The 16,649-nt window shown below is 68.4% G+C and carries 14 protein-coding genes; 9 read left to right on the top strand and 5 right to left on the bottom strand.

The features are described from left to right. Nucleotides 1-193: 193 nt before the first annotated feature. From ACFX43_RS08860 to ACFX43_RS08840, 5 genes are all read left to right on the top strand, one after another. Entirely contained in the window at nucleotides 194-1,816 is a 1,623-nt protein-coding gene (locus tag ACFX43_RS08860; RefSeq protein WP_378819589.1) for a succinic semialdehyde dehydrogenase, read from the top strand. Continuing rightward, nucleotides 1,813-3,531, top strand: coding sequence for a GMC oxidoreductase (locus ACFX43_RS08855; RefSeq protein ID WP_378819586.1), 1,719 nt, complete (start codon nucleotides 1,813-1,815; stop codon nucleotides 3,529-3,531). The genes ACFX43_RS08860 and ACFX43_RS08855 overlap by 4 nt, the downstream gene beginning before the upstream one ends. A gap of 269 nt (nucleotides 3,532-3,800) precedes the next feature. Further along, nucleotides 3,801-5,375, top strand: a complete 1,575-nt coding sequence (gene guaA, locus ACFX43_RS08850) for a glutamine-hydrolyzing GMP synthase (protein ID WP_378819584.1) — start codon at nucleotides 3,801-3,803, stop codon at nucleotides 5,373-5,375. A gap of 36 nt (nucleotides 5,376-5,411) precedes the next feature. Continuing rightward, the gene (locus ACFX43_RS08845; RefSeq protein WP_378819581.1) at nucleotides 5,412-6,443 is read left to right on the top strand and encodes a hypothetical protein; all 1,032 of its coding nucleotides are present in this window, start codon (nucleotides 5,412-5,414) and stop codon (nucleotides 6,441-6,443) included. Nucleotides 6,444-6,634: 191 nt separating this feature from the next. After that, nucleotides 6,635-7,006, top strand: coding sequence for a DoxX family protein (locus ACFX43_RS08840; RefSeq protein ID WP_378819578.1), 372 nt, complete (start codon nucleotides 6,635-6,637; stop codon nucleotides 7,004-7,006). Nucleotides 7,007-7,152: 146 nt separating this feature from the next. Here ACFX43_RS08840 and yjfF read toward each other — a convergent pair whose 3' ends face one another. The 4 genes from yjfF to ACFX43_RS08820 form a co-directional block, all read right to left on the bottom strand. Beyond that, nucleotides 7,153-8,157, bottom strand: coding sequence for a galactofuranose ABC transporter, permease protein YjfF (yjfF, locus tag ACFX43_RS08835; RefSeq protein WP_378819575.1), 1,005 nt, complete (start codon nucleotides 8,155-8,157; stop codon nucleotides 7,153-7,155). Beyond that, nucleotides 8,154-9,215: an ABC transporter permease gene (locus ACFX43_RS08830; RefSeq protein ID WP_378819572.1), complete on the bottom strand. Its 1,062-nt coding sequence runs from the start codon at nucleotides 9,213-9,215 to the stop codon at nucleotides 8,154-8,156. Before ACFX43_RS08830 ends, yjfF begins: the two co-directional genes overlap by 4 nt. After that, nucleotides 9,208-10,791, bottom strand: coding sequence for a sugar ABC transporter ATP-binding protein (locus ACFX43_RS08825; RefSeq protein WP_378819569.1), 1,584 nt, complete (start codon nucleotides 10,789-10,791; stop codon nucleotides 9,208-9,210). Before ACFX43_RS08825 ends, ACFX43_RS08830 begins: the two co-directional genes overlap by 8 nt. Before the next feature lie 132 nt (nucleotides 10,792-10,923). After that, nucleotides 10,924-11,901 carry an ABC transporter substrate-binding protein gene (locus tag ACFX43_RS08820; RefSeq protein WP_378819566.1) on the bottom strand — a complete coding sequence of 326 codons (978 nt, stop codon included), beginning with the start codon at nucleotides 11,899-11,901 and terminating at the stop codon, nucleotides 10,924-10,926. A gap of 153 nt (nucleotides 11,902-12,054) precedes the next feature. On the opposite strand from ACFX43_RS08820, the gene ACFX43_RS08815 reads away from it, so the two are divergent. The 3 genes from ACFX43_RS08815 (at nucleotide 12,055) to ACFX43_RS08805 (ending at nucleotide 14,393) form a co-directional block, all read left to right on the top strand. Then, on the top strand, nucleotides 12,055-13,146 hold the full coding sequence (locus ACFX43_RS08815) for a DNA glycosylase AlkZ-like family protein (RefSeq protein WP_378819563.1): 1,092 nt from the start codon (nucleotides 12,055-12,057) through the stop codon (nucleotides 13,144-13,146). Between the two features lie 68 nt (nucleotides 13,147-13,214). Further along, nucleotides 13,215-13,658: a VOC family protein gene (locus ACFX43_RS08810; protein ID WP_378819560.1), complete on the top strand. Its 444-nt coding sequence runs from the start codon at nucleotides 13,215-13,217 to the stop codon at nucleotides 13,656-13,658. A 69-nt stretch (nucleotides 13,659-13,727) separates the two neighbouring features. Further along, nucleotides 13,728-14,393, top strand: coding sequence for a GPP34 family phosphoprotein (locus ACFX43_RS08805; RefSeq protein WP_378819557.1), 666 nt, complete (start codon nucleotides 13,728-13,730; stop codon nucleotides 14,391-14,393). A 58-nt stretch (nucleotides 14,394-14,451) separates the two neighbouring features. Here ACFX43_RS08805 and ACFX43_RS08800 read toward each other — a convergent pair whose 3' ends face one another. Further along, nucleotides 14,452-15,573: an epoxide hydrolase family protein gene (locus ACFX43_RS08800; RefSeq protein ID WP_378819554.1), complete on the bottom strand. Its 1,122-nt coding sequence runs from the start codon at nucleotides 15,571-15,573 to the stop codon at nucleotides 14,452-14,454. 113 nt (nucleotides 15,574-15,686) lie between these two features. Here ACFX43_RS08800 and ACFX43_RS08795 point away from each other — a divergent pair, with 113 nt between their 5' ends. Next, nucleotides 15,687-16,643 (top strand): helix-turn-helix transcriptional regulator, encoded by a 957-nt coding sequence (locus tag ACFX43_RS08795; RefSeq protein ID WP_378819552.1) that lies wholly within the window; start codon nucleotides 15,687-15,689, stop codon nucleotides 16,641-16,643. The last annotated feature ends 6 nt before the right edge of the window (nucleotides 16,644-16,649 follow it).

Here is a 16,649-nt window from a genome sequence, read left to right as displayed (position 1 = left end):
ATCTGTCGTCTCAACAGCCGAGGACCGATTTATTGGATGTGTTCGGGTCGGCCGCCGCGCGCCTCAGCCATAGGTCGTTGGATGTCGTGGGAGCGCGCTCTAGCGATGCCGGTTGACGGAGGTGACGGCTCGATCGGCCAGTTAGTGGGACGGCTGTCTGGCGTCCGAGACGCCCGTCACATACTCTCGGTACATGAGCGCTTCGAACCCGACCTCTTCCGGCGGCCCGATCGTCGAGGGCCCGCTCGACCCCGAGCACGACGCCACGGCGTCCCTGGCCCTCGAGCCTGACTACGTCTCCCGCCTGACCGGCCGCGTCGTGGCGACCACGGGGGAGTCCCGAGAGGTCATCAGTCCGCTCAACGGGGCGCCGCTGGCGCACATCCCGCAGTCGAGCGATGACGATGTCGCCGCGGCCTTCGCCAAGGCCCGGGTCGCGCAGGAGAAGTGGGCCGCGACCCCGGTCACCGAGCGCGAGCGCATCCTGATCAAGCTGCACGACCTCGTCCTCGACCGGCAGGACGAGATCCTCGACCTGATCGTGCTGGAGTCGGGCAAGGCCCGCAAGCACGCCTTCGACGAGCCGCTGCACATCGCTCTGACGGCGCGCTACTACGGGCGCCGGAGCAGCAAGATCCTCGACACCGAGCGCAAGCTCGGCGTCATCCCGGTGCTCACCCGGGTCGAGCTCAACCACGTCCCCAAGGGTGTCGTCGGCATCATCAGCCCGTGGAACTACCCGTTCACGATGGCGTTGTGCGACGGCCTGGCCGCGATCGCCGCCGGCAACGCGGTCGTCATCAAGCCCGACTCGCAGACCATGCTCAGTGCGCTCCTCGGAGCCGAGCTGCTGGCCGAGGCCGGGCTCCCGGAGAACCTGTGGACCGTCGTCGCCGGCCCGGGCTCGAAGATCGGCACCAGCATCATCCAGCGCGCCGACTACGTCTGCTTCACCGGCTCGACCAACACCGGCAAGCTCGTCGCCAAGCAGGCCGCGGAGCGGCTGATCGGCGCCAGCCTCGAGCTCGGTGGGAAGAACCCGATGCTGGTGCTCCGTGACGCCGACATCGAGAAGGCGGCCGAGGGCGCGACCCGTGCGGTCTTCTCCAACTCCGGCCAGCTGTGCGTGAGCGTCGAGCGGCTCTTCGTCGACGACAAGGTCTACGACCGGTTCGTGGAGCGCTTCGTCGCCCGCACCCAGGCGATGACCCTCGGCGCCACCCTCGGGTGGGAGAACGACATGGGCACCCTGATCTCTCAGGCCCAGGTCGACACCGCGACCGCCCACGTCGAGGACGCCGTCTCCAAGGGCGCCCGCGTGCTCACCGGCGGCAAGGCCCGCCCCGACCTGGCGCCGTTCTTCTTCGAGCCGACCATCCTCGAGGGTGTCACCCCGGAGATGACCTGCTTCGGCAACGAGACCTTCGGCCCAGTCGTCTCGATCTACCGCTTCCACAGCGAGGAGGAGGCGATCGAGCGCGCCAACGACGGTGAGTACGGCCTCAACGGCTCGATCTACAGCCGCGACACCTCGCGCGCCCGCCGCATCGCCCGGCAGATCAAGTGCGGCACGATCAACATCAACGAGGCCTTCGGCGCCACCTTCGCCAGCATCGACGCCCCGATGGGCGGCATGCGCGAGTCCGGCCAGGGCCGTCGCCAGGGTGTCGAGGGCATTCTGCGCTACACCGAGACCCAGTCGGTCGCGTCCCAGGCCGTCCTGCGCTTCGCCCCGCAGTTCGGGATGAGCGACCAGGCGTACGCCAAGTTCATGACCGCCTCGCTGCGCGCCCTGAAGGCGCTGGGCCGCGCATGAGCAAGAGCCACTACGACGTACTCGTCATCGGGTCGGGTTTCGGTGGATCGGTCAGCGCGCTGCGCCTGACCGAGAAGGGCTACTCCGTCGGAGTGGTCGAGGCGGGTCGCCGGTTCAGCGACGACGAGCTGCCCAACACCTCCTTCGACCTGCGCAAATACCTCTGGGCGCCGGCGATCGGCTGCTACGGGATCCAGCGCATCGACATGGTCAAGGACGCGGTCATCATGGCCGGTGCCGGGGTCGGTGGCGGCTCGCTGGTCTACGCCAACACCCTCTACGAGCCGCTCGACCCGTTCTACGAGGACCCTTCCTGGAGCCACATCACCGACTGGAAGGACGAGCTCGCTCCCTACTACGAGCAGGCCAAGCGGATGCTCGGCGTCACCCTCTACCCCCATCTGACCCCTGCCGACGAGGTCATGCAGAAGGTCGCGGCCGAGGCCGGACGCGGTGACACCTTCCACAAGGCGCCGGTCGGCGTCTTCTTCGGAGGCCCGGGCCACGTGCCCGGCCAGGAGGTGGCCGACCCCTACTTCGGCGGGGAGGGCCCCGACCGGCGTACGTGCACCAACTGCGGCGAGTGCATGACCGGCTGCCGCCACAACGCGAAGAACACCCTGGTCAAGAACTACCTCTACCTGGCCGAGAAGAACGGCGCCGAGGTGCACCCGCTGACCACGGTCACCCGCGTCTACCCGGCCAAGACCGGAGGCGGGTACGTCATCGAGACCCGCTCCACGAAGGCCAAGCTGGGCATCGGCCGCACGAAGCGGTTCACCGCCGACCAGGTGATCTTCTCGGCGGCATCGCTCGGCACCCAGAAGTTGCTCCACAAGCTCAAGCGCACCGGCGACCTCCCACAGATCTCGCCGCGCCTGGGTGAGCTGACCCGCACCAACTCCGAGTCGATCCTGGGCGCGATCGCCCCGGACACCGCCATCGACTACACCGAGGGTGTTGCGATCACCTCCTCGTGGCACCCCGACGAGCACACCCACATCGAGCCGGTCCGCTACGGGCACGGCAGCAACGCGATCGCGGCGATGCAGACGGTGCTCACCGAAGGTGGTCCCCATCGCCTCCGCCGGTGGCTCAAGGAGATGTGGCTGCAGCGGCGGTCGCTGCGTACGTTCTACGACTTCAAGCACTGGTCCGAGCGCACCGTCATCGCGCTGGTCATGCAGGCGCTGGACAACTCGATCACGACCTTCCCGAAGCGCACGATCTTCGGGTGGCGGTTGTCGTCCAAGCAGGGCCACGGCAAGCCCAACCCGACCTGGATCCCCGCCGGCCTCGACGCCGTGCGGAAGATGGCCGGGGTGATGAGCTCGGGCGAGAAGCCGGGGTATGCCGGCGGCACGATCGGTGAGCCGTTCAACAAGCCGATGACCGCCCACTTCATCGGCGGCTGCACCATCGGCGACTCGGTGGACACCGGCGTGATCGACCCCTACCAGCGGCTCTACGGCTATGACGGCCTGCACGTCGTCGACGGCTCCGCGATCTCCGCCAACCTGGGCGTGAACCCGTCGCTGACGATCACCGCACAGGCCGAGCGGGCGATGGCGTTCTGGCCCAACAAGGACCAGGCCGACCCGCGGCCGGAGCTCGGTGCGGGCTATGCGCGGATCCAGCCCGTCAGGCCGGCCTCGCCCGCGGTGCCCGCGAGTGCGCCGGGTGCCCTGCAGCTGCCCATCGTTGACGTACGGTGACCAATCTGTTGCCCAGGTGACACGGGCTGCGCAGGAATTTTCTGGCAGGAAGTTCTTAGTTGACCCGTAACCGGGGTTAAGAGAGTTCGTTGGAGTGATCAGACCCGGGATTGCTCCCTCCCTAATACATGCCGGGTCTTACGTCCGGGACAGTTTTGCCTCGGGCAATCAGGGCCCGGCCACCTCCCTCCCCGGCCGGGCCCTGGTGCATTTTCAAGCGAGCCGCAGGAGATTCGGCTCGCGGCGTACGTCGTCGTTAGGATTCGTGCATGACGCAGGCTCCTGGGGCGGAAGAGCACGATCTGGTTCTCGTGGTGGACTTCGGTGCGCAGTATGCGCAGCTGATCGCCCGCCGCGTACGTGAGGCGAAGGTCTACTCCGAGATCGTGCCGCACTCGATGCCGGTCGAGGAGATGCTCGCCAAGAACCCGAAGGCGATCATCCTCTCCGGCGGCCCTTCGAGCGTGTACGCCGAGGGCGCCCCCGCCATCGACAACAGCCTGTTCACCGCGGGCACCCCGGTGTTCGGGATGTGCTACGGGTTCCAGCTGATGGCCCAGGGCCTGGGCGGGACCGTCGACGACAACGGGGCGCGGGAGTACGGCCGCACGCCGGTCACCGTCGGTGTCTCCGGCACGCTGCTCAAGGACATCCCGCCGGCCCACAACGTGTGGATGTCGCACGGCGACTCGGTCTCCGAGGCGCCCAAGGGCTTCACCGTGCTCGCGAGCACCGCCGACACCCCGGTGGCGGCCTTCGAGAACGTCGAGAAGCAGCTCGCGGGCGTGCAGTGGCACCCCGAGGTGCTCCACTCCGAGCACGGGCAGAAGGTGCTCGAGCACTTCCTGTGGGACATCGCCGGCGCGCGCCAGACCTGGACCATCGGCAACATCGCCGAGGACCAGATCGAGCGGGTCCGCGAGCAGATCGGTGACCACCGCGCGATCTGCGCGCTCTCGGGCGGCGTCGACTCCGCGGTCGCCGCAGCCATCGTCGCCAAGGCGATCGGTGACCGGCTGACCTGCGTCTACGTCGACCACGGTCTGATGCGGAAGAACGAGTCGGTCGCGATCGAGAAGGCGTTCCGGGAGTCGACCGGCGCCGAGCTGAAGATCGTCGACGCCGAGAAGGAGTTCCTCGACGCGCTCGCCGGGGTCACCGACCCGGAGGAGAAGCGCAAGATCATCGGCCGCGAGTTCATCCGCTGCTTCGAGCGCGCCGAGGTCGAGATCCTGGGTGACAGCGACGAGAAGGTCGCCTTCCTCGTCCAGGGCACCCTCTACCCCGACGTCGTCGAGTCCGGCGGCGGTGCCGGCACCTCCAACATCAAGTCCCACCACAACGTCGGCGGCCTCCCCGAGGACCTCGAGTTCGAGCTGGTCGAGCCGCTGCGTGAGCTCTTCAAGGACGAGGTGCGCGCCGTCGGCTCCCAGCTCGGCCTGCCCGACGAGATCGTCCAGCGCCAGCCGTTCCCCGGCCCCGGCCTGGGCATCCGCATCATCGGCGAGGTCACCAAGGAGAGGCTCGATATCCTGCGCGAGGCCGACGCGATCGCCCGCGAGGAGATGACCCTCGCCGGCCTCGACCGCGACATCTGGCAGATGCCGGTCGTGCTGCTCGCCGACGTCCGCTCGGTCGGCGTCCAGGGCGACGGCCGCACCTACGGCCACCCCGTCGTGCTCCGCCCGGTCACCTCCGAGGACGCGATGACCGCTGACTGGGCCCGGCTGCCCTACGACGTCATGGAGCGCATCTCGACCCGGATCACCAACGAGGTGAGCGAGATCAACCGGGTCACCGTCGACATCACCTCGAAGCCCCCGGGCACCATCGAGTGGGAATGACTCGTTGAGCGGTCTCGGCCATGGACAATGTCGTCCATGACTGAGCCGGACCTCGCTCGACGACTCCTCGACGCACATGTCGCCCATGAGATGGCGGCGATGCGCGGCGTACGCTTCCTCGATCTCGTCACCGGCGAGATCGACTTCGCGCTGCGCGCCGCCAGTGAGCTGACCCTCGACCAGGTGATGCCTCGCGACCTGATCAAGGAGGTCGCGCTGAAGTACGTCAGCACCTTCCGGCTCCCGGGCGCGATCCCGGAGGTCGCCGGGGCGCTCGCGACGAGGCTCAAGGCGCATCCCGCCAACGAGACGCCGCTGGGCAAGGTGGTCAGCCGGCCCCGGATCGCCGAGCTCGTCGAGGCCCTGGTCGAGATGCGTACGCTGCGTCAGCAGGTCCTGCGCAGCCTGGCCGACAACTCCGGGATCCAGGCCGGCGTCGGCACCTTGATGCGCGGCACCGCCAGGGGTGCCGTCGACACCGGCCGCAGACTCGCCGACAACCTGCCGGGCGGCTCGCTCGGCTTCTCGATCGCCGAACGCGTCGCCGGCCGGATGGCGGACACGGTGAAGGGCACCCCGGTCGGGGCGGCCGTGGACCAGAGCGCTCGCGAGCTCGCGGAGCGGGGCGCCGGAGCGCTGCTCGGCTACCTCACCGACACCGCCGCGAGCTCGGTCACCGACGAGGAGGTGCACGACGCGCTGCTGGAGGTCTGGGACGCGCTCGCGACCCGTCCGGTGCGCGAGCTCGCCGACCTGGTCGACGACGAGCAGCTGGTCGCGCTCTTCGTCGGGCTCTACCAGGTCTGGCTCGACGTCCGCGACTCCGAATACCTGCAGGCCCTGGTCGACACGGGTGTCGACTTCTTCTTCGACACCTATGGGAGCTTCACCCTCGACCGGCTCCTGGAGGAGTGGGGTCTGGGCCGCGACGACCTGGTCGAGGAGGCGCTCCGCTTCGGTCCGCCGGTGATCGAGGCGCTCGCCGAGGCCGGCGTCCTCGAGCAGCTGATCCGCCGCCGGCTCTCGAGCTTCTACGACTCGCCGGAGGCTCGCGCGCTGCTGGCGTAGCGGGCGCCCGGGGGCACTTTCCCGCCATGGCGGGAAAGTGCGCACCTGCCACCGCGGTTCTGGCCGCATTTTCCCGCCATGGCGGGATTCTGCGCGGCGCTCGAGAAAGTTTCGAAGGGCGATGTCGAGATCCCGGGTTCCAGCTCGACGCGTGGGTAAGAGCATCACCACCCACCTCTGAGGAGATCGAGATGAGCACCAACGCACAACGAGCCGGCTGGGTCATCACCGTCCTGGTCACCCTGTTCCTCGGCTTCGACATCGTCACGCACCTGCTGCAGGTCGAGCCCGTCATGGACTTCAACGACAAGATCGGCGCACCCGGCTGGTTCCCCGTCGTCTGCGGCGCGGTCCTCGGTCTGTCGCTGGTCGCCTACCACGTCCCGGCCACTCGGGCGATGGGGACGGTCCTGATCACCGCCTACCTGGGCGGCGCGGTCACCGTGAACCTGGTCTTCGGGCAGCCGGCCTTCAACACCGTCTTCGCCATCGCCACCGCTGTCCTCGTCTGGGCCGGTGCCTGGCCGCGCGACGAGCGGCTGCGCGGTCTGGTCACCGCCTGAATCCCGNAGGATCGCCGCAGGCGACCGGCGAAGCCGGCGGCCGAAGGCCGTCCTTTACTCCGGACGACGGCGAGAACACCCTCCCCGAAAGGGTCGGCGGCAAACCCCAACCACGAGACACAGCACCCAACAAGGGAAAACCGGCACTACCCCCGCCGAGTCAACACCCGCTGCGCGACGACAAACACGAGCACCAGCACCCCGATCGAGATCCGAGTCCACCAAGACGACAGCGTGCCGTCGAAGGAGATGAAGGTCTGGATCGTGCCGAGCACGAGCACCCCGAGCAGCGACCCGATCACGAACCCACGACCGCCGGTGAGCAGCGTGCCACCGATGACGACGGCTGCGATCGCGTCGAGCTCCATCCCGACCGCGTGCAGCGAGTAGCCCGAGAGTGTGTAGAGCGCGAACAGCAGCCCGCCCAGCGCAGCACACAGCCCGCTGATCGCGTACACCCCGACCTTGGTCGCCGCGACCGGCAACCCCATCAGCAGCGCCGACGGCTCGCTGCCGCCGAGCGCGTAGACGGTGCGTCCGAAGCGGGTCGAGGAGAGGACGTACGCAGCGACCGCGACGATCACCAGCGCGAAGACCGCCGTCCACCCGAGGTAGTAGCCACCTGGCAGAGTGATCGTGCCGAACGCGATGGCCGAGAAGGTCTCGTCCTTGATCGGGATCGAGTCGACGCTGATCAGGTAGCAGAGCCCGCGGGCCAGGAACATGCCCGCCAAGGTGGCGATGAAGGGCTGGATGTCGAAGTAGTGGATCAATAGCCCCATCGCGGTGCCGAGCAGGGTGCCGGACAGGAGCACGATCACGATCACCGCGACCACCGGCAGGCCGAGCTCGAGCGTCCGGGCCGCGATCAGCGTCGAGAGGGCCACGTTGGAGCCGACCGAGAGGTCGATCCCGCCGGTGAGGATCACGAACGTCATCCCCACCGCGAGCACGATCAGAAACGCGTTGTCGAGCAACAGGGTCAGGAAGACCTGCGGGTCGGCGAACCCCTCATAGCGGATCCCGCCGACACCGAACATGCCGATGAACAGCGCGAACGTGCCGAGCACGGGCAGGTAGCGGCGTGGCGGGCTGTAGCGTGCGACCCGGGCGATGAGCCCGGTCTCGATCGCGGGCACCTGAACACTCATGCGACAGCCTCCTCGCGGCTGGTCGGCGTACGGTCGCTGCGCCGTTGCAGCACCGCCCGCGCCTTCGGCGACTGCAGCAGGCACACGACCACGACCACCAGCGCCTTGAACAGATAGTTGGCCTCGGCCGGGATGCCGATGTTGGGGATGGTCCGGGTGAGGGTGGCGATCAGCATCGCCCCGACCAGGGTGCCGGTCAGCGAGAAGCGGCCGCCGGCCAGGGACGTACCTCCGATGACGACGGCCAGGATGGCGTCCAGCTCGATCCACAGTCCGAGGCTGTTGGCGTTCACCGAGTGGGTGTTGGCGGCGATGATCAGGCCGGCGGTGCCGGCGCACAGCGCCGCGAAGACGTAGACGGTCCAGATGATCGTGCGGGAGCGTACGCCGGCCAGCCGGCTCGCCTCCGGGTTGATCCCGACCGACTCGATGAGTAGGCCGAGCGCGGTGCGGCGTACGACGATCTGGGTGGCCGCGAAGACACCGAGCGCGATCAGAGCGGCGACGGGGAGGGTGAGCAGATGGCCCGAGGCCAGCGCGGCGAAGGCGTCGTTGTTGACGGTGGTGATCTGGCCGCCGGTCACCAGCATCGCGATCCCGCGGCCGGCGACCATCAGGACCAGCGTGGCGATGATCGGCTGGATGCCGACCACCGCGACCAGAAAGCCGTTCCACAGCCCCAGCGCGACGCAGACCGCGAGTGCCATCGTGATCGCGACGACGGCCGTGCCCAGGGCTCCGTCGGCGGGACTCTTGACGATGTAGACGCAGGCGACGGCGCCGGCGATCGCCGCCACCGCCCCGACCGAGAGGTCGATCCCTCGGGTCGCGATGACCAGCGTCATCCCGATCGCGACCAGCAGCACCGGGGCACCGTTGCGGACGATGTCGACCAGGCTGCCGAAGAGATGACCGTCCTGGATGCGTACGTTGAAGAAGGTCGGCGTCGCGATCAGGTTGACCACCAGCAGCGCACCGAGCGCGGCCAGCGGCCAGAAGAGGCGGTGGGCCATCGCGCGGGCGCCGAGCCCCTTGCCCGGTCTGATGTTCTCAGGCATCTGCTCGCTCCTTCTCGGCGAGGCCGCCGGGTTCGCCGGTGATGATCTCGAGTACGTCATTGACATCGATACCTCGGTTGGGCCGCTCAGCGATCTTGCGGCGGTCCTTGAGGACCACCAGCCGGTGGCTCAGCCGAAGCACCTCCTCGAGCTCGGCGGAGATGAAGACCACGCTCATCCCCTTCTCGGCGAGATCGGCGACGAGCTGCTGGATCTGGGTCTTGGCACCGATGTCGATGCCGCGGGTGGGCTCGTCGAGCAGAAGTACGTCGGGCTCCGTGATCAGCCAGCGTGCCAGCAGAACCTTCTGCTGGTTGCCACCGGACAGACTCCGCATCGGCAGGCTCGGGTCGGCCGGGCGTACGTCGAGAGCGGTCATGAACTCCTTGACCAGCTTGTCGCGGGTGGCCGTCGGGATCGGCCGCAGCCAGCCACGGGTGGCCTGCAGGCCGAGCAGCATGTTGTCGGCCACGGAGAGCTCCTCGAAGACTCCCTCGGCCTTGCGGTCCTCGCTGCAGAAGGCGAGCTTGCGGTCGATCGCGTGCCGAGGGCTGCGCAGCCTCCGCCGGCTCGAGCCGCGAACGGTGAGGTCTCCGGTGTCCGGGGCATCGGCGCCGAACAGCAGCCGGGCAAGCTCCGTACGCCCCGAGCCGAGCAGGCCGGCGATGCCGACGACCTCGCCGGGGTACAAGGTGAGATCGGTGGCCTCGAGACTCCCCTTCCGGCCCAGTCCGACGGCGCTCAGCACCGGGAGGCGCTGCTCGGTCGCCGCCTCCTCGGATGCCTCGTGCACGGCATGGTCGAGGCGTTCGAGGACCTGGAGGTCGCGGCCGATCATCAGCTGCACCAGCTCCAGCTGGGTGGTCCCCTCGACCAGCCGCTCACCCACCACGCGGCCGTTGCGCAGGATCGTCATCCGGTCGGAGATCTCGAAGACCTGGTCGAGGAAGTGGGAGACGAAGACGATCGCAGTGCCCTGGTCACGCAGCCTGCGCATCACCTCGAAGAGCCTGGCCACCTCGTCGGCGTCGAGGCTGGAGGTCGGCTCGTCGAGGATGAGCACCCGGGCGTCGGTGTCGACGGCACGCGCGATCGCGACGAGCTGCTGGACGGCGATCGGGTGGCTGCCGAGCTCTGACCCGGGGTCGATGTCGATGCCGAGGCCCTGCAGCGAGGCGGCGGCGCGGCGGTTCATCGCCCGGCGGTCGATCGGGCCGATCCCGTTGAGGCGGCGCGGCTCGCGGCCGAGGAGCATGTTCTCAGCCACGGTGAGGTTCGGCACCAGGTTGACCTCCTGGTAGACCGTGCTGATCCCGGCGTGCTGAGCCGCGGCCGGGGTGGCGAACTGGGTCTCGACGCCGGCGATCTCCACCCGTCCCGAGTCGATCGTGTAGACCCCGGTCAGGGCCTTGATCAGCGTCGACTTCCCGGCTCCGTTCTCCCCCATGAGCGCGTGCACCTCCCCCGGCAGGAGTCGCAGCGAGACGCTGTCGAGCGCTCGGACCGCTCCGAACGTGATGGAGACGTCGAGCATCTCCACCACCGGTCGGGGTGGCTTCATTTCTGCCTGGCTCATGTCGTACTGGCTCCTGGCGGGGTCGGGGGATGGCGGCGGAATGCTCACCGAGGTGACTCGGTGGGCGCGCGCTTCCCTCGTGGAGCTCCACGAGGGAAGCGACGCCTCACCGAGGCACCTCGGTCAGTGGCGTCAGTACTTGCGGTCGGGCAGCGCCTCAGCGGCCTGCTCCGGGGTGAAGGTGGTCTCCTCGGTGACGATGCGGTCGGGGACCTCCTCGCCGGCGACGACCTTCTCGGCGACGTCCATCAGCTGCGGCCCGAGCAACGGGCTGCACTCGACGATGAAGTTGATCTCGCCGGCGGCCAGCGCGGTCATGCCGTCCTTGACCGCGTCGACGGTGATGATCTTGATGTCGGTGCCGGGCTTCTTGCCGGCTGCCTTGATCGCCTCGATCGCACCCAGTCCCATGTCGTCGTTGTGGGCGTAGACGACGTCGATCTTCGGGTTGGACTGCAAGAAGGCCTCCATGACCTGCTTGCCGCCGTCACGGGTGAAGTCACCGGTCTGCGACTCGGTGATCTTGATCTTGGAGTCCGCGGAGATCTTGTCCTCGAACCCCTTCTTGCGGTCGATCGCCGGAGCCGATCCGGTGGTGCCCTGAAGCTCGACGACGTTGACCGCGCCGTCCTTGTCGACGTCGGAGGCGTCGGCGTTGTCGACCAGCCACTGTCCTGCCTTCTCACCCTCCTCGACGAAGTCGGAGCCGATGAAGGTGACGTAGAGCGAGGTGTCCTCGGTGTCCACGGCCCGGTCGGTCAGCACGACGGGGATCTTGGCGCGCTTGGCCTCCTGGAGCACGGCGTCCCAGCCGGTCTCGACGACCGGGCTGAACGCGATGACGTCCACCTTCTGCTGGATGTAGGACCGGATCGACTTGATCTGGTTCTCCTGCTTCTGCTGAGCGTCGGAGAACTTCAGGTCGATGCCGGCCTCCTTGGCCGAGTCCTGGATCGATGTGGTGTTCGCGGTGCGCCAGCCACTCTCGGCGCCGACCTGGGCGAAGCCCATGGTGATCGAGCCGTCGTCGGCGGCTTCGCTGCCGCCACACGCGCTGAGCGACATCCCACCCATAGCGAGCGCACACAGCCCGATGAGGGTCTTCTTCACTGTCGTCCTCCAGTGTTTTTACTGCGGCGGCCAGTGTGACCGTCGTCACGATGCGACCCAGTGTGAGCGTTAACATCGGCGCGGTCAAGCGGAATCGGAAGATCGGTTCGAATCGGCAGCAGGTCGTCCGGAACTCCCCATACTGTGTCGACCATGACGCTCACGCTGACCCCGGAACAGGCGCGACGGATCGCCGTCCGCGCCCAGCTCCTCGACGCGCACCGGCCCGTCTCACTGGTGGAGACGGTCGATCAGCTGACGCTTCTGCAGATCGACCCGACCAGGGCGATCGCGCCGAGCGCGGATCTGGTGGCGTGGTCGCGGTTGGGGGATGCGTACGATCATTCGGATCTGACCTTCGCCCTCGAGCAGGAGCGCTCGCTGGTGGAGTTCTCCAGCTTCATCTTCCCGATGGATGAGATCGAGACGGTCCTGGTCCTGTCTCCGGGCCGGATCCATCCCACGGCCGTCGAGTGGGTGGAGGCCAACAAGAGATTCCGTACGCAGGTCCTGGATCACCTGCGAGCCGACGGTCCGCTCGTGGCCGGCGAGATCGAGGACACCGCCGAGGTGCCCTGGGCCTCGACCGGGTGGACCAACGACAAGAACGTCCTGCGGATGATCGAGCTGCTCAACCGGATGGGCGAGGTCGCGATCGCCGGCCGCCGCGGCAAGCTGCGCACCTGGGATCTCGCCGAGCGCGTCTACCCCTCCGACCTGCGACTTCCTTCCGCCGACGACGCCCTCCGGGTGGAGACGGTGCGCAGGTTGGCCTCGCTCGGGATCGCCCGCCCCGGGCGGAAGGACTCCTCCGGCGGCGAGGTGCTCGGCGCCGGGGACGCGGGCGTCCCGTGCACCGTGGCCGGCGTCGACGGCGAGTGGCGGGTCGACCCCGAGGCCCTGGCCGCCCTCGAGGACGGGTTCGCGCCACGAGCTGCCCTGCTCTCCCCCTTCGACCGTCTCGTCTACGACCGCGACCGGGCGCTGGACCTGTTCGGGTTCGAGTACGTCCTGGAGATGTACAAGCCGGCCGCCAAGCGCCGCTGGGGCTACTTCGCCCTCCCGATCCTGTACGGCGAGCGGCTCGTCGGGAAGCTCGACGCGAAGGTGGACCACAAGAAGCGGGTGATGAACGTCTTCGCGGTGCATGAGGACTTCGGGTGGACCGCCGAGATCGGTGACGCGGTGGAGGCCGAGATCGAGGCGCTGGCCGGGTGGCTGGGGGTCGAGATCGTCCACCCGTGACAGCGGCCTGCACTGCGCTTAGTGTGTTGGGCGATGGGGTCGGAATTCGATCAAAGGAGACGATCCGAATGGCAACGCTCAACCCCTACATCAGCTTCAAGTCCGAGGCCGCCGAGGCGCTCGAGTTCTACCGGTCGGTGCTCGGCGGCACCGTCGAGACGACGACCTTCGGCTCGATGGGTGACGCGATGGGCCCAGTGGAGCCGGAGACGAAGGACCTGGTCATGCACGGCTCGCTCACCCTCGACGACGGCCTCGTCCTGATGGCCGCCGACACGCCTCTGGGGATGGACTACGTCGCCCCGACGGCCGGCGTCACCGTCGCGATGACCAGCGCCGACCCCGCCGACCACCCACGCTTCGCCGACTACTACGCCAAGCTCTCCGAGGGCGGCACGCCCGGGATGCCGTTCGCGCAGGCTCCGTGGGGCGACTACTTCGGCCAGTTCGACGACAAGTTCGGCGTGAGCTGGATGTTCGACGTCGCCGGCCCCGAGTCGGCACAGGCCTAGACGAAGGTCCGAGCAAAGATCCGTCTTTCGTAGGAGGCGCAGGGCAGCGAGTCGTTTTACCGTCGATACATGCTGATCGCCGAAGACCTGCTGCTGCTCGTGCTCGATGACGAGAAGGGCACGCTCGCCTCGTCCTGGGTCCAGCAGGCACTGGGCGGAGCGATCCTGACCGAACTCGTCATGGTGGGCTCGGTCCAGGTCGTCCCCAAGTCCGGGCTCACCCCGGCCAAGGCCATGGCGGTGCCGGGCCGGCGGCCGGACGAGCCTGTCCTGGCCGCTGCGTACGACGTGTTGGCGGCCAAGCCACTGGCGGCCAAGAACGCCGTCACAAATCTCGGCAAGGGGCTGCACGAGGCGCTCGCCGCGCGGCTGTGCGACCGCAACATCCTCAAGCGCCGCGACGAGAAGATCCTCGGCCTCTTCCCGCGCACGACCTGGCCGGCCGCGGACTCGACCCATGAGAACGCCGTACGCGGCCACCTGGTCGCCGTCCTCATCCAGGGCGCCGCACCTGACGCGCGCACCGGCCCGCTGATCGCCCTCCTCTCCTCGATCGACCTCGCCCACAAGGTGGTCGACACGAGCGCCGTCGGCGCTGGAGCGGTGAAGAAGCGGGCCAAGGAGATCGCCCGCGGCGACTGGGCCGCCAAGGGCGTCAAGGACGCGATGGACGAGGTCACCGCGGTCATGACCGCGGTGATGGTCGCCACCACCGTCACCACGACAACCACCTGACAAAACCCGAGGATCGCAGCCGCGGAGGGGCTGCGATCCTCGGGTTCGTGCGAGGCGGTCAGGCGAAGAACACCCGCAGGTCGGCGGCGACGTCCTCGGGACGTTCCATGGCCGCGTAGTGGCCGCCCTCGGAGAACTCCGACCAGTGCTGGATGTTGGCGTTGTCCCGCTCGGCCAACGACCTGATGGTCTGGAAGTCGTCCTTGAAGACGGCGACACCGATCCGGCCCTGGGAGACCTCAGGCTCACGCTCGGCGTGCCCCTCCTCGTAGTGGTAGCGCGCCGCCGAGGCGTAGGAGTTGGTGAGCCAGTAGTAGGTCGCCTGCTCGATGACCTGCTCGGGGGTGACCAGCGAGGTGCCGTTGCCGAAGGACTCGAAGAGCTCGCTGTAGGCCAGCGTGCCGACCGGCGAGTCGGCCAGCGCCGCACCGATCGTCTGCGGCCGGGAGCCGTTCATGGCGTTGTAGCCGCCGACCGACTGGAACCACTGCATGTGCTCGAGCGCGGCGTACTCCTTCGGTCCGAAGCCCTCGAACTCGCTCGGGTCGCCCGACGGGAACGAGAAGAGCTGCAGCACGTGCGCGCCGAGGAAGCCCTCCGGGTTCAGCAGGGCCAGCTCGCGACCGATCATCGCGCCGCCGTCGCTGCCGTGCACCCCGTAGGAGTCGTAGCCCAGCCGGCGCATGAGAACGTCGTACGCCTCGGCCGCCCGCTTCATCGTCCAGCCGGTGTCGACCACCGGCGTCGAGAGCCCGAAGCCGGGCAGCTCCGGGATCACCAGGTGGAACTCGTCCGTCAGCGACTCGATCATCGGCAGGAACTCCAGGAACGAGCCGGGGTAGGTGTGGGCGAGGAGGAGAGCCTTGGCGTCCGGGTTCGAGGAGGGTACGTGGACGAAGTGGATGACCTGGCCGTCGATCTCGGTCAGGTGGTTGGGGACGGCGTTGATGCGCGCCTCGACCGCGCGCCAGTCGAAGCTCTTCCAGCGCTCGACCATGTCGGCGAGGTAGGCCGTCGGGGTGCCGTAGTCCCAGGAGTCGCCGGGCACACTGGGGGCGAACCGGGTGCGCTCCAGGCGGGTGCGGAGGTCGTCGAGCTCTGCCTGCGGGAACTCGACCGTGACGGTGCTGATCTCGCCGTTGGACTTGGCGCTGATTCCGGTGTTGACCTGCGTGTTCATGACTTCTCCTTGGTGGTTTCCGACCTTGTGAGACCCACGTTATGAAGGGTTCCGGCAAGCCTGATTCCGGAATTCCACTGGCCCGCGAATCTTTTTTCCCGCACGCTGAGCCCGTGCTGGAAACCTCTGCGCGACTGCTCGCGCTCCTCGGTCTGCTGCAGTCCTCGGCCGGCTGGACCGGCGCCGACCTGGCCACCCGGCTCGACGTCTCCGAGCGCACCGTGCGCAACGACATGACCAAGCTGCGCAAGCTCGGCTATCCGGTGGAGTCGGTGCGCGGCCCGGGTGGGCGCTACCGACTCGGTTCCGGCGGGAAGCTTCCACCGCTGCTGCTCGATGACGAGGAGGCCCTCGCTGTCGCCGTCGGGCTGCGTGCCGCGACGGGCATCACCGGTGTCGCGGAGACCAGTGCCAGAGCGCTTGGCAAGCTCGAGCAGGTCCTGCCCGACCACCTGCGTCGCAAGCTGGCCGCGGTGGTCGACGCGATGGACGCCGGCCCCGTCAACACCGACAGCAACGTCCCCGACCCGGACGTCGACGCCGGCACGCTGCAGGCGCTGGCCACCGCTATTCGGGACCATGTCGGCGTACGCGCCGACTACCGCGACGAGCCCATCGAGGTCGAGCCCTACCGGTTGATCGCCTGGCAGCGCCGCTGGTACCTCGTCGCCCGCGACCCCCGCGCCGACGCCTGGCTGCCGCTGCGCGTCGACTGGCTGCGACTCAAGGTCCCCGGCGGCCGCCCGTTCCGTCCTGCCGACCCGAGCTTCGACCTCACCGAGTTCGTCGTACGCGAGGTCGCCCGCACCGGCTGGGCCGTCCACGCCCGCCTGATCATCGCCGCCTCGGCCGAGGAGGTCATCTCTCGCATCAACCCCGCCGTCGGCACCGTCGAGCCGATCGCCCCCGACCGCAGCGTCCTGGTCACCGGCGGTGACAGCCTCGAGGTCGTCGCCGTCTGGATCGGCATGCTCGGCCTCGACTTCACCGTCGAGTCACCCCCGGAACTGCGCGACCACCTCAAGGTCCTGGCGAACCGCTACGCCGCTGCCATCACCCAACCGGAATGACGACCT

Source organism: Nocardioides sp. YIM B13467 (genome assembly GCF_042788075.1).
Classification (GTDB): domain Bacteria; phylum Actinomycetota; class Actinomycetes; order Propionibacteriales; family Nocardioidaceae; genus Nocardioides.
This window is presented reverse-complemented; position numbering and strand designations above follow the sequence as displayed.

What these genes read in the sequence shown, in the direction of transcription:
- ACFX43_RS08860 (WP_378819589.1), top strand. Translation starts at nt 194, where the DNA reads ATGAGCGCTTCGAACCCGACCTCTTCCGGCGGCCCGATCGTCGAGGGC.
- ACFX43_RS08855 (WP_378819586.1), top strand. Translation starts at nt 1,813, where the DNA reads ATGAGCAAGAGCCACTACGACGTACTCGTCATCGGGTCGGGTTTCGGT.
- guaA (WP_378819584.1), top strand. Translation starts at nt 3,801, where the DNA reads ATGACGCAGGCTCCTGGGGCGGAAGAGCACGATCTGGTTCTCGTGGTG.
- ACFX43_RS08845 (WP_378819581.1), top strand. Translation starts at nt 5,412, where the DNA reads ATGACTGAGCCGGACCTCGCTCGACGACTCCTCGACGCACATGTCGCC.
- ACFX43_RS08840 (WP_378819578.1), top strand. Translation starts at nt 6,635, where the DNA reads ATGAGCACCAACGCACAACGAGCCGGCTGGGTCATCACCGTCCTGGTC.
- yjfF (WP_378819575.1), bottom strand. Translation starts at nt 8,157, where the DNA reads ATGAGTGTTCAGGTGCCCGCGATCGAGACCGGGCTCATCGCCCGGGTC.
- ACFX43_RS08830 (WP_378819572.1), bottom strand. Translation starts at nt 9,215, where the DNA reads ATGCCTGAGAACATCAGACCGGGCAAGGGGCTCGGCGCCCGCGCGATG.
- ACFX43_RS08825 (WP_378819569.1), bottom strand. Translation starts at nt 10,791, where the DNA reads ATGAGCCAGGCAGAAATGAAGCCACCCCGACCGGTGGTGGAGATGCTC.
- ACFX43_RS08815 (WP_378819563.1), top strand. Translation starts at nt 12,055, where the DNA reads ATGACGCTCACGCTGACCCCGGAACAGGCGCGACGGATCGCCGTCCGC.
- ACFX43_RS08810 (WP_378819560.1), top strand. Translation starts at nt 13,215, where the DNA reads ATGGCAACGCTCAACCCCTACATCAGCTTCAAGTCCGAGGCCGCCGAG.
- ACFX43_RS08805 (WP_378819557.1), top strand. Translation starts at nt 13,728, where the DNA reads ATGCTGATCGCCGAAGACCTGCTGCTGCTCGTGCTCGATGACGAGAAG.
- ACFX43_RS08800 (WP_378819554.1), bottom strand. Translation starts at nt 15,573, where the DNA reads ATGAACACGCAGGTCAACACCGGAATCAGCGCCAAGTCCAACGGCGAG.